The following is a 13,375-nucleotide window of genomic DNA, read 5'->3' on the forward strand; positions in this document are numbered from 1 at the left end:
TCCCCTACCCTATCTGTCCCCTTCTTTTTTCAAATTGCTATAAATTACTAAAAAAACTTCCAGGCGATATTCCTGAAAGTTTTTTGTATCCTCACACATTAGAAAATTAGAAACTACCAGCCCAAGTTATCCATTTATGAGATAAACCGACGTGCAAAATTTCCCCAGTCATTTCTTGTTCAGTAATGATTGCTTCAGTTAAATCTGAATTACTAAATTCTGCTTCGCTGAGATTTGCGCCAATTAAATTTGCTCTCTTCAAATTGGCACCAGTTAAATCGGCTCCACTCATTTCGGCTTCGCTGAGATTTGCACCAAACAAATTTGCTAAAACTAAATTCGCACTCCGCAAATCTGCACGAGTCAGGTTTGTTCCCTCTAGGTTAACGCTAATTAGGTCTGAACCTATTAAATTTATCTCACTCAAGTTAGCACCGTTTAAGTTGGCACCACTTAGGTCTGCATCAGTCAGATTAGCGCGAGTTAGGTTACAGCCACTTAAATTAGCTCGACTGAGGTCGGCGCCACTTAAGTCAGCTGCTGCAAAATTTGCACCTCTCAAATCAGCTTCGCAAAGGTTTACCTGATGCAGATTGACTCCATTAAAATTCCGTTCTCCTACTGCATATTGACTCAGGATCTTGTTATTTTCCATATTGTCACCTCGCAATGTTTACAAGTAAGCAAGTCTAGTAATCCACCAATTCAACACCATTATTGTGAGTAAGTAGTAACGACTTTAGTCCTTAAGTTGAGCGCTAAAGCGGTGACTACAAAAAACGCAAAGTTTAATTGGTATAGTACTAGTTGTGAGCTTCACTCTACCCACACTACACTAAAAACAGTTAGTTGAGTTGCCAGTAATGGACTACCAAAAAATAAATTACCCTATATTTGAGTCCCTAGGGTGCGTTAGTACCAGTAATCTCTTGTCTAACCCAAGTTTTCTCGCTCCTGAGGCACTCTACTTATGGGATATTTTTTAATTGGAAGTCCCTAATGGGAAAATCAGCAAAAACTTCTAATTACATTGTGCTATATTTTTGAGGATTTGTAATACGGACTTAATGTAAATGCAAATAAATAGTTAAATCAAGAGTGACCTTATGACTGCTAATTTGACATCTACGGCTACACCTGATTGTGTCAGCACCCTATCCCAGGCTGCGGTTGCGTATCGAGAGGGGAGTAAACGCCCTAGGGCTGATGTGCTGGTAAATGCGTTACTAGAAGCAGAAAAAACTGCCAAGCAGCAACGGCTGAATTATCCGTTTGAGTCTCTGATTGGTCAATGGAGACTGTGCTTTGTGACTGGGACGAAAAAAGTTAGACAGCGTGGGGGAATTGTCTTGGGTAAGGGTTTGTATTTACCCAAATTTGTCGGAATTCATATTTCCTTCAGTAGCAGTTTAGAACAGGCTGCAGGTAGAGGCGAAATTGGTAATCAGGTTCAATTGGGTTCGGTTTTGCTACAGCTTACTGGACCAGCGCAATATTTAGGCAAAAAAAATATCTTGGCGTTTGACTTTACCCAAATGCAAATCAGTCTTTTTGGTCGTGTTTTGGTCAATAAGCAAATTCGCTCTGCTAAAGGAAAGAATGGGGATTTCTACAACCAGCCTATAGCTAAACTGCCCTTCTTTGCGTTCTTTTTCGTGACTCAAGATATAATTGCAGCTCGCGGTCGTGGGGGCGGATTGGCTATTTGGATTCGAGATCTGTAGCAGACCGTGCCGTACGGTTTCTACAGTCGGGTAGATATATTGTTGATTTACTTGACAGGAGAACCATTTTGCGGTATTGATTGACCCAACATGTCTAAAAGCGATCGCACCATAAGTTGATTGACCAGCTGATTACCTTGCAAGTTGAGATGAATGTGGTCTTGGTACAAAGCTTGGGGGTTTTTGTGGGAGTTGAATACTGGTAGCACATCTACATAACTAATTTGCTGGGCTTTAGCAAAATCACTGAGGCGCTGGCGTGCTGTAATTTCGTAATTACGGGGGCCTGGTGCGCCAATTTCTCGTCGTAAAGGAGTCATAACTAACAAAAATTGGCTATTAGTTTCACGAGCAATGGTTTGAATTTCGCCGATAGCTTCGAGATTCATCCTCACGCGATCGCCTGGTTCATTTTGCAATGCTGTGATTTCGGGTATCGGATTTTGCTTAACCAGATAACGTTGCCAGACTTCCACTAATGCCAGAGGGGGTTTACTATCTGGATAATTGCGATCGCGTCCTACTGGTAAAGAAGTTGGTGTGATAGCAAACAAATCATCGGTATTAATAATTAACACCACTGCTTGGGCATTAAAATTGCCAAATCGCCGCAAATAGGCTAATTCATTTTTCGGTCCCCAGGAATTTGCTGACGCATTTAATACTTCAGCACCATGATATTTACCAACACTGGTTGATACTAACGAACGCATCATCAGGCTAGAAATTGTCTGATCCTGATCTGTCCACCAGCCACCATTAGCGATAGAATCTCCTAAAATCAGCACTCGTAATGTAGAAGCTGCTGGCGTCTTTTGAATCGGCGCACTTCGCATAGAATACTCATTAATCTCAATGCGATTACCAAAGCGGCGAGTGCGCTGGTTAGGCGCTAACAAATAACCAATCTCCTCATCCCCAATGTAAATCAGGGGATTCCCAAAGCCAAAAAATGATCGCAGTCCTACCTCTATCGCCATCAACAATCCCGTAACCACTGTCAAAATTATGATTAGCACCATTTTCACCTGCAACACCCTCCAATAATTTGCGAAAATTAATCGCCCAGCAATCAACCGAACTATATTACAAAATGTAAATATGCCCTAAACTAAGACTAATGACCAATAGATATCTGGTGAAATTAATGATCCGTTACTTACAGCCATTTTCAGGTAAATAGACCACGCTTTTGGGGCGCAAGGCCTTGCGCCCCTACGAATATCTGTGGTTCAAATGAGTGAAAATTGCTGTAACACCCTTGTAGAGTCGGTATCCTGCAGTCTCTACATTCATTTCCCAAGATGTCTAACGACCTGTATGCTTGATTTGTGTAGATATTATTACCGTGAAGAGTTACACTAGATGATTTTTATATACAGGAATAAAAGGGTTTCGACCCAGGACATATTTTGCAATGTTTTCCCAGTCCCCAGCGATGCACTGAGCGGTCGTTGTGTCCCCAGCCCCCAACTTGATGTATGTGGGAAAGCTTAAACAAAATAATAATAGTAATTTAACATCATCTGAAAATAGAAAGATTACAATCGAGACGGGCAAATTAGCACTGTAACAAAGGAGTATTACAAAGCTATGTCCGACTTAAATCGCGGAATTATGAAGTTTAAGGGCGCTGATTCCCCTAAAGTAGTCACTATCTCTACCGTGTTGCTTTTGGGATCTATAGCTGGTTTGATTATTTGGGCATTGCAGGCTGCTTATGCGATAAACTAACTAATTATAGTTTAGTTATTGGCTGGTGAGGCGGACACTTGCGCCAACTGGTTCTACCACAGGTAAGTGTCCATCACCAACAAATAAAAGCGCCCTTAAAACCATGACTAAAATTTCCGTAAGATTTTAGATTTAGGATTTGACATTTAAGATGCAAGCAGCAGAATAAATCTAAAATGCGAAATTGACGATGCATGAACTTTGGGGTGTCTTAGTTATATTAATTGCCTGCCCCCTTTTGGGCGGATTACCAATCATAGCCTGGATCACCTATGCCCTAAAGCGGCGGCGTCTGACGCAAATGGGTACAGGAAATATTAGCGTCTCAGCGGCTTTTTACCACGGTGGTAAGCTGGCTGGGATTCTGGCAGTGTTGTCAGAAGCTTTAAAGGGAATTGTGGCAGTTCTCATCGCCCGTGCGTTCTTTGGCGAGGGGTCAACTTGGGAGATTATAGCCCTGATTGGCCTAGTATGGGGTAGATACTGGCTGGGCAGAGGCGCCGGCACGACAAATGTAGCTTGGGGTTTTCTGGTACATGATCCACTGGTGACATCATTTGTCTGTTTTTTCGCAGCCATTAGCTTTACAGTTTTGCGTTCAAGACAGATAATAAAATATGGGGTTTTGGTTCTATTTCCCCTGTTGGTGGCATTATTGCACCTTGGCGATTTTGCCAGAATCATGGCGGCGATTACCCTGGCTGGATTACTCGCCTGGATTTACACACAAATCCCCGATGACCTGAACCTCCCAACCCAAGAAGCACAAACAGAATCTCAAGGGATGTTGGAATTTTTGCGAGGCAATCAAACCATCGTCTCTCTAGATGATGATTTGGATGCTGCTATCTTCGGACAAAAGGCAGCGACATTATCTGATATTAAGCGATTAGGTTACTCAGTACCGAAAGGCTGGGTAATCACCTCAGTCAATGACCCCCAAGTATTGAGTGATTTTTTTGGGCCTTCGGAATTATCACCCCTAGTAGTCCGTTCCTCAGCTATTGGGGAAGACTCAGAACATGCTTCCGCTGCAGGACAGTACGAAACTGTATTGAACGTTACTAGTCAACAGGGATTACAAGCAGCGATCGCCCAAGTTAAAGCTTCCTATAATCATCCTACTGCCGTGCAATATCGCCGCGATCGCGGTTTACCAGAAGCCGCAATGGCAGTAATAATTCAACAACAAGTCCAGAGTGTATTTTCTGGTGTAGCTTTCAGTCGCGATCCAATTACCCAGCAAGGCGATGCTGTGATCATTGAAGCTTTGCCAGGTAGCGCCAGTCAAGTCGTATCGGGGAAGGTAACACCAGAACAATATCGGGCCTTTGTCATCGAAACGGAAAATCATTCATCTATCCAATTAGAGGGCGTCGGACAAGTTCCACAGGCATTAATCAAGCAAGTAGCATACTTATCCCGGCGACTAGAAAAACGCTACCACGGCATTCCCCAAGATATCGAATGGAGTTACGACGGTCAAACCCTGTGGGTATTACAATCTAGACCCATCACCACCCTTTTACCCATCTGGACAAGAAAAATAGCCGCCGAAGTTATCCCCGGTGTGATTCACCCGTTAACTTGGTCGATTAATCGTCCTTTAACTTGTGGTGTTTGGGGACAAATTTTTACGATAGTTTTGGGCGATCGCGCCATAGGATTAGATTTCACAGCCACCGCCACACTGCATTACTCCAGAGCCTATTTTAATGCATCCCTCTTAGGAGATATTTTTTTAAGGATGGGTTTACCGCCCGAAAGTCTGGAATTTTTAACCAGAGGCGCCAAATTAAGTACACCGCCCTTAAATTCTACCTTCCAGAATCTACCAGGATTATTACGCTTGCTACAGCGAGAATTAAGTTTAGAAAAAGAATTTAAAGAAGATTATCGCCAACGGTTTATTCCAGCCTTATCGGAATTGGCTGATCAATTAATAGATCAGCAGGAACCACACCAACTGATGAACAGAATTGAGATCATCCTGGAATTACTGCAGCGGGGCACATATTACAGCATTTTCGCCCCCATCAGTTCTGCCCTAAGACAGGCAATTTTTCGGGTCAAAGATGGTAAAATCGATCACAGTTTAACACCAGAGGTGGCAGTATTGCGATCGCTCAGTGCTTTAGCTATAGATGCCAAGGAAATTTTACAGGACATTGAGCCAGAGTTGGTATTCGACAAATTGGCGCAAACCCCAGAGGGTGAAAATATTTTATCTGACTTTAATGAACTGCTTCAGGACTATGGCTATTTAAGTGAAGTTGGGACTGATATTTCTGTTCTGACTTGGCGGGAAGACCCCCAGTACGTAAAACAGTTATTTATACAGTTGATGCAGGGAAACGAACCACCAAAAGGCGGTATAGATCCGATTAATAGCGCCTTATCAGCAAAAAAGCAACGGGGATTTGTGCAACGACGGGTGGATCTCAAAGGTCGAGTCACCGAAATTTATTCTCGACTATTAGCCGAATTGCGTTGGAGTTTTGTCGCCCTAGAGAAAATTTGGTTAAAATCTGGATTACTGACAGAGGCTGGGGATATCTTTTTTCTAGAGTTGGATGAAGTGCGGCGTCTAGTTGCGGGTAATGATTCAGACTTGATCAATCAGTTAGAGGAATTAGTGCAAAACAGGCGATCGCAATTTCTCCAAGATAGTCAATTCAATCAAATACCCCTCCTAGTCTACGGTAATACACCCCCGCACCCCCTCGCCCCCTCCGCGATCTACTCTGACCAAATTTTACAAGGTATTCCCGCCAGTCATGGACAAGCCGAGGGACGAATCAAGGTGTTGCGAAATTTACAAAACATCCCAGAAATTGATCGGGGGACAATTTTGGTAGTACCTTACACCGATTCAGCCTGGGCACCCCTTTTAGTCAGGGCTGGCGGCGTGATTGCTGAAGCTGGGGGGCGACTTTCTCACGGGGCGATAGTTGCGCGTGAGTACGGAATTCCTGCAGTCATGGATGTGCGGGGAGCTACATGGATGCTGCAAGATGGTCAACGAGTACGGATTGATGGGTCTAGAGGTATTGTGGAACTATCTAATGATTTGAGACCAGAATGATTACGTTTCCTGCTGAACTACATTACTCCTCTTTCTAACTCTGCGCCCTCAGCGCCTCTGTGGTTTTTTAATCATTCAGATGCTACCCCATACTGCGTAGGTTTTGAAAATCGCAAAGCGTGAAACCCTTGTAGAGAGTATTGATTCAGATGCTACCGGATTCGATATTAGACATACTTATATTTTGGCAACAATCAAACCGGATTGGTATATAAGTCAATACAGTTCAGTTAAGGAAAATTGTCGTAGGGGCACGGCACGAATAGAATTGTCATTAGAAGAAAAAATTTTGGATGCCGTGCCCCTACAGTGTATATCATTCGAGCCTAACTGAACTGTATTGGTATATAAGTGTGTAAATTTTGTCTATCTATATTTTTTCAATGGCTCATATCATAATTTATCTATAGTTGTTCATTAAAATCTATTGAATAAAGCCAAAAAGCATTACCTCCCATGAAAAAAATAATAATTATCATCGATAAAAATCTATACGTTAGAGAGCTTACCCATGATTTATCAACCATGATAAGTTTTTACTTATATATCCAATCTAATATTTATTTAATAAATCCTGTTTAAGGATGAGCCATTTTTACCAGAAACACTGTAAACTAATTTAAACAACCTGAGTGATGCATCTACATCACACCAGATTAAAGTTAATCCAGCCAGCCAATTTTTGAACAAGATCTCGAGATAGCCTTTTCTTTAGGGACAAGGTTGTATTCGGCTCAATAGCTATAGTTGGAAATTTTTTTTGTTTGTGCAAGAAACGATAGGTTTACCTTGTGTTAATTGTCATGTAGAGAAACAATAAAAACAGTTTCAAGGAGATGTGATGACAGAATTTTTTAATCAATTCTCTCGCCGTAAATTTATTCTAACAGCTGGGACAGCAGCCGGGGCTGTATTGCTCAAAGGTTGTTTGGGAAATCCTCCAGAACCCGGTGGTGCAGCGCAAGCAAAAGAAGTTGAAGCGGTGAAATTAACACCAGAAACCACACCAGAAACCACCAAAGTCAAGCTGGGATATATCCCAATTGTTGAGGCTGCACCCCTGATTATTGCTAAAGAATTAGGCTTCTTTAAAAGATGGGGGATGACCGATGTAGACCTTTCCAAGCAAGCTTCTTGGGGTTCGATGCGCGATAACACCGAAATTGGTTCGGCTGGTGGTGGCGTAGATGGTGGACAATATCAAATGCCAATGCCGCATTTAATAACTGAAGGTTTAATCACCAAGGGTAAGCAGAAAATTCCCATGTATCTCTTGGCACAATTAAACACCCAGGGTAATGGAATTGCGCTTTCTAGCAAACACGCAGGTAAAGGCGTTGAACTAGATTTATCTAAAGGGGGAAAAATCGTTTTTGACGAATTAAAATCCACAAAAAATCCCTTTACTGCTGCATTTACCTTTGCCAAAGTCAACCAAGAATTTTGGATTCGTTATTGGTTAGCAGCGGCTGGAATTAATCCCGACACAGATGTGAAATTAATTCCCGTACCAGCAGCGCAAACCGTCGCCAATATGAGAACAGGTTCAATGGACGCCTTCAGCACAGGCGACCCCTGGCCTTACCGCATTGTCAAAGACAAAATTGGTTTTTTGGCAGTATTAACAGCCGAAATGTGGAAAAATCACCCCGAAGAATACTTTGCGATGAAAGCAGACTGGGTGGATACACATCCCAAAGCAACCAAAGCAATTTTAAAAGCAATTATGGAAGCGCAACAGTGGTTAGATAACTTTGAAAACCGCGACGCTGCTGCCGCAATTTTGGGACGCCGCAATTACTTTAATTTAACACCAACATTTCTCAGGGATGCACTACAAGGTAACTACGACATGGGCAATGGGCGTGTAATTAATGATAAATCAATGGCCGTTTATTACTGGAAAGATGAAAGAGGTAGCGTTTCTTATCCCTACAAGAGCCATGATTTATGGTTCATCACAGAAAGCGTCCGCTGGGGATTTTTACCACCAGAATATTTAACTAAAGGCAAAGATTTGATCGACAGAGTTAACAAAGAAGATATTTGGCGACAAGCAGCCCAAGAAGCTGGAATTAATAGTGCGGATATTCCCACAAGCACATCTCGTGGCGTCGAAACCTTTTTTGATGGCATCACCTTTGATCCAGAAGATCCGACTGCTTACTTAAAGAGTCTCAAAATCAAAAAAGTTAACGTATAATCAAGATGCACAAAATTGATAGACTCTGTGCAAAAAAAATAGATAACCTATCTGCGTCTATCGGCGTTTATCGGCGGTTAAAGAAACGTAATTTCAATTCAAAATTTTGGCATTTGGGTGTAATATACAAAATTTAATCAACCACAGATAAACACAGATGAATCTGTAACTTAAAGAGAACACCGAACTAACCAGAGGAAAAACCCATGACCACATTTTCAGCCAAACGCCGTCCCAATAATAATTTAGATAATAGCTTTATAGCATCTATCCAAAAACAATTGCCTGACCTAATACCTCCAACTATAGCCCTGATTATCTTTCTAGTTATCTGGCAAGTATTTTCTTTTGCTGGTGGTACTTTACCCGGTCCAATACAAGTAGTAGAAGAAACTAGGGAACTGATTATCTACCCATTTTATGACCGAGGCGGTATTGACAAAGGTCTGTTTTGGCAGATTCTCGCCAGTTTGCAACGGGTAGCTATTAGTTACACTTTGGCAGCAATTATTGGTATTGCTTTGGGTATCTTAATTGGCGTGAATAAAACCATGTCCAAAGCTTTAGATCCCATCTTTCAGTTATTGCGTACAGTACCACCTCTAGCTTGGGTGCCAATTTCCTTAGCCGCACTGCGTCAAAACGAGCCTGCAGCACTGTTCGTAATTTTCATCACCGCAATTTGGCCAATTTTAATTAACACAGCCGTAGGCGTCAAAGAAATTCCCAGCGATTACAATAACGTTGCTAAAGTCCTGCAACTTTCCCAAAAAGAATACTTCTTTAATATCCTCATCCCTGCAGCTTTACCCTACATTTTCACAGGCTTGAGAATTGCGATTGGTTTGGCTTGGTTAGCGATTATTGCGGCAGAAATTGTCATGTCCGGTATTGTCGGTATTGGCTTCTTTATCTGGGATGCTTATCAAGCCAACAAAGTGAGTGAAGTAATTTTAGCTCTAGTCTACATCGGCGTTGTTGGTCTGGTGCTTGATAAATTAATGTCTTGGGTGCAAAACAAGATTTTACCAGAACAAAAATAGTGATTCGTCATTAGTCATTAGTCATTTGTAAAAAACTAAGGACTAATGAAAAAACACCAAGGACAAATGACAAAGCACAAAGGACAAATAACAAAGGACAAATGACACATGAGCGTATTTGTTGGTGTTGATCAAATTGATAAGGTTTTTGAATTAACCGGTGGTGGTCAATATATCGCCCTCAAAGGGATTGACCTCGAGATTAGAAAAGGCGAATTTGTTTCTTTGATTGGTCACTCCGGTTGCGGTAAATCCACTTTATTAAACATGATTGCTGGTTTGGATTTACCTACTGAAGGTTTGGTAACTCTGGAAGGACAAAGAATTAGCAAACCAGGGCCAGACCGGATGGTGGTATTCCAAAATTATTCCTTACTACCTTGGCGGACAGTACGCGAAAATATTGCCCTGGCTGTAGACTCAGTGTTGAAAGGTTTACCCGATGCTGAACGCAAAGCTATTATTGACAAACATATCGATATGGTGGGTTTGCGTCCCCATGCTGATAAACAGCCAGGGATGTTATCGGGTGGACAAAAACAACGGGTGGCGATCGCACGTGCTTTAGCTATTCGTCCCAAGTTACTATTGTTAGATGAACCCTTCGGTGCTTTGGATGCGCTGACACGGGGGAATTTGCAAGAACAGCTAATGCAAATTTGCGAAGAAAACCAAGTTACCGCTGTGATGGTAACTCATGACGTAGATGAAGCGGTGCTGTTGTCTGACAGAATTGTGATGTTGACCAATGGTCCAGCATCTAAAATTGGTGACATCTTAGAAGTAGATATTCCCAGACCCCGCAAACGCATGGAAGTAGTAGAACATCCCAGCTACTACAGCTTGCGAAGTGAGATGATTTATTTCCTCAACCAGCAGAAGCGCATCAAAAAACTGCGGGCGAGAAAAACAACAGCGATCGCCCGTCATGGTCTAGAAAAAGTCAACTTAGATCTTGGCTTCTTACCCCTGACTGCTTGTGCGCCTTTAGCCATTGCGAAAGAAAAAGGTTTCTTCACTAAGCATGGTTTAGATGAAGTTAATCTGTTGCGCGAAAGCAGCTGGCGGGGTATCGTTGATGGTATCAGTGGTGGTTACTTGGATGCAGCCCAAATGCCTTCAGGTATGCCAATGTGGTTAACATTGGGAGGACATAATAACCAACCCATACCCGTTGTTACCGCCCTGACGATGGCTCGCAACGGTAACGCCATCACTTTAGCTAAACGCTTTTATGATGAAGGCGTCCAAAATTTATCAGACTTAAAAAATTATCTGCTTCGCACCCGTGACCAAAGGCACACAATGGGGGTAGTACATCCCGCATCTATGCACAACTTGCTGTTGCGGTACTGGCTGGCTGCTGGTGGAATTGACCCGGATGTGGACGTAGATATGAAGACCATTCCCCCAGCGCAGATGGTCGCCGACCTGCAAAACAAAAGTATAGATGGTTACTGTGTAGGTGAACCTTGGAACTACCGCGCCGCCGTTGAAGGTATCGGTTTTACCATCGCCACTGATTTAGAAGTTTGGTTGGGACACCCCGGTAAAGTTCTCGGTGTGCGGGAAGATTGGGCAGAAGCCTATCCTAACACCCACATTGCTTTGACCAAAGCTTTGTTAGAAGCTTGCTATTACTGTTCTCAGCCAGACAATGCTGAAGAAGTTCGGCGCATTTTGGCAAGTCGAGAATACGTCAGCACTGATTTAGAATACATTCAACTCGAAGATCCCAATGGTGATAGCTGCAGCTTAGACCATCCCATGCGGCAATACGCCCATCACCAATTTTATTCTGATTCTGCCATCAACCGTCCCAGCCGCACAGAACAACTTTGGATTATGAGTCAATTGGCGCGTTGGGGTGATACTCCCTTCCCCAGAAATTGGGTGGAGGTTGTAGAACGGGTATGTCGAGTGCGTGTATTTAGCACCGCAGCGAGAGAATTAGGTTTAGATATTAGCTACACTCGCCAACCCATCCAACTATTCGATGGTACGCCCTTTAATGCTGATGATCCAATGGCTTATCTTAACAACTTGAAGATTAAACGCGATATTTCCATTGCTGAAGTCATCCTGGATGCACCAAGGAAGACTGTAGCTTGAGTCCAGAGGATAGTAGTAGGGTGCGTTATGGACGTTAGTCCTAACGCACCGAAAGTCCCTGGTGGTGCGTTAGCCTACGGCATAACACACCCTACTATAAGGCTTTTTGCTCCGACGATGAGGCTTTTTGCTCCGACGATGAGGCTTTTTGCTCCGACGATGAGGCTTTTTGCTCCGATGACGAGGCTTTTTGCTCCGACGATGAGGCTTTTTGCTCCGACGATGAGGCTTTTTGCTCCGACGATGAGGCTTTTTGCTCCGATGACGAGGCTTTTTGCTCCGATGACGAGGCTTTTTGCTCCGACGATGAGGCTTTTTGCTCCGACGATGAGGCTTTTTGCTCCGACGATGAGCCTTTGAACTTTAACCTTAAACTTTTTAAATATAAAACCGCCATGCAAAACCGCACACTGGGAAAACCATTAGCAACAACTAAAATTAGCAGCAGTCAGCCTTTCCTAGAAATTAAAGACGTTACCAAAGTCTACCCCACAAAGAAAGGGCCATTCACTGTACTTGATGGTGTTAACCTTAACGTTAATCAAGGTGAGTTTATTTGCGTCATTGGTCACTCTGGCTGTGGTAAATCGACGCTGTTAAATATGGTGTCCGGTTTTAACTTTCCCACCACTGGACAAGTGTTGTTAGAAGGACAACCCATTACCAAGCCTGGCCCAGATAGAATGGTAGTATTCCAAAACTATGCTTTGCTACCTTGGCGGACTGCATTTGAAAATATCTACTTAGCGGTGAATGCGGTTTACCCCAATAAAGCAGAAGCTGAGAAGCGGGCAATTGTGCGGGATAATTTAGCAATGGTCGGTCTGAGTGACGCGATGGAAAAGAAACCCATGCAAATGTCTGGCGGTATGAGACAGCGGGTTTCTATCGCCCGTGCTTTGTCGATTCGTCCCAAGGTATTAATTTTAGACGAACCTTTTGGAGCGCTAGATGCGATTACCAAAGAAGAATTACAAGAAGAATTGCTGAAAATTTGGGGTGATAATCGCTGTACGGTTTTGATGATTACCCACGACATCGATGAGGCGCTGTTCTTGGCTGACAAATTGGTGATGATGACCAATGGTCCTCACGCCAAGATTGGCGAAGTTATGGAAATTCCCTTTTCACGCCCACGCGATCGCGCCCGCATCATGGAAGATCCAGAGTATTACAAACTGCGTAACCATGCTCTAGACTTCCTCTTTAACCGCTTCGCCCATGATGACGTTGGTTGATATGATGTCCGCGCAATTAACCATAATACCCGGAACCCCACCCCGCATTTGCTAACGCAAACGCTCCCCTCCCCAATACTGCGTAGGATTTGCAGGGGAGGCATGGGAGGCAGGGGAAGCAGGGGAGGCAAAACTCAACGCCAGCCTCCATTTCTCCCCCTGCTCCAAGAGCTTGCCTCAACCAAGAAATTCGTTAACCGAGCAGTATTGCTCCCCTCCCCGCAAGCGAGGAGGGG

Annotated in this window: 9 protein-coding genes; 6 read left to right on the top strand and 3 right to left on the bottom strand. The window is 43.3% G+C overall.

Annotated elements, in window-relative coordinates; all coding sequences use genetic code 11:
• Nucleotides 1–106 precede the first annotated feature (106 nt).
• Nucleotides 107–655, bottom strand: coding sequence for a pentapeptide repeat-containing protein (locus HEQ19_19335; GenBank protein WYM01328.1), 549 nt, complete (start codon nt 653–655; stop codon nt 107–109).
• A gap of 451 nt (nt 656–1,106) precedes the next feature.
• Here HEQ19_19335 and HEQ19_19340 point away from each other — a divergent pair, with 451 nt between their 5' ends.
• Entirely contained in the window at nt 1,107–1,724 is a 618-nt protein-coding gene (locus tag HEQ19_19340) for a hypothetical protein (GenBank protein WYM01329.1), read from the top strand.
• Between the two features lie 47 nt (nt 1,725–1,771).
• On the opposite strand, the gene HEQ19_19345 is transcribed toward HEQ19_19340, so the two are convergent.
• Nucleotides 1,772–2,752, bottom strand: coding sequence for an SGNH/GDSL hydrolase family protein (locus tag HEQ19_19345; GenBank protein WYM01330.1), 981 nt, complete (start codon nt 2,750–2,752; stop codon nt 1,772–1,774).
• 896 nt (nt 2,753–3,648) lie between these two features.
• Here HEQ19_19345 and HEQ19_19350 point away from each other — a divergent pair.
• From HEQ19_19350 to HEQ19_19365, 4 genes are all read left to right on the top strand, one after another.
• Nucleotides 3,649–6,543: a glycerol-3-phosphate acyltransferase gene (locus HEQ19_19350; protein ID WYM01331.1), complete on the top strand. Its 2,895-nt coding sequence runs from the start codon at nt 3,649–3,651 to the stop codon at nt 6,541–6,543.
• A gap of 841 nt (nt 6,544–7,384) precedes the next feature.
• Nucleotides 7,385–8,746, top strand: coding sequence for a CmpA/NrtA family ABC transporter substrate-binding protein (locus HEQ19_19355; GenBank protein ID WYM01332.1), 1,362 nt, complete (start codon nt 7,385–7,387; stop codon nt 8,744–8,746).
• A gap of 206 nt (nt 8,747–8,952) precedes the next feature.
• Complete coding sequence (gene ntrB, locus HEQ19_19360) at nt 8,953–9,789, top strand: nitrate ABC transporter permease (protein WYM01333.1); 837 nt, start codon at nt 8,953–8,955, stop codon at nt 9,787–9,789.
• A 108-nt stretch (nt 9,790–9,897) separates the two neighbouring features.
• Nucleotides 9,898–11,901: a nitrate ABC transporter ATP-binding protein gene (locus tag HEQ19_19365; protein ID WYM01334.1), complete on the top strand. Its 2,004-nt coding sequence runs from the start codon at nt 9,898–9,900 to the stop codon at nt 11,899–11,901.
• Between the two features lie 74 nt (nt 11,902–11,975).
• Here HEQ19_19365 and HEQ19_19370 read toward each other — a convergent pair whose 3' ends face one another.
• A complete protein-coding gene (locus tag HEQ19_19370) occupies nt 11,976–12,302 on the bottom strand; it encodes a hypothetical protein (GenBank protein WYM01335.1) in 327 nt (108 codons plus the stop codon).
• Between HEQ19_19370 and HEQ19_19375 the strand changes: the two genes are divergently transcribed.
• On the top strand, nt 12,297–13,139 hold the full coding sequence (locus HEQ19_19375) for a nitrate ABC transporter ATP-binding protein (GenBank protein ID WYM01336.1): 843 nt from the start codon (nt 12,297–12,299) through the stop codon (nt 13,137–13,139). The genes HEQ19_19370 and HEQ19_19375 overlap by 6 nt on opposite strands.
• Nucleotides 13,140–13,375 lie beyond the last annotated feature (236 nt).

It is taken from the genome of Gloeotrichia echinulata CP02, assembly GCA_038087035.1.
GTDB classification, from domain to species: Bacteria; Cyanobacteriota; Cyanobacteriia; order Cyanobacteriales; family Nostocaceae; genus Gloeotrichia; species Gloeotrichia echinulata.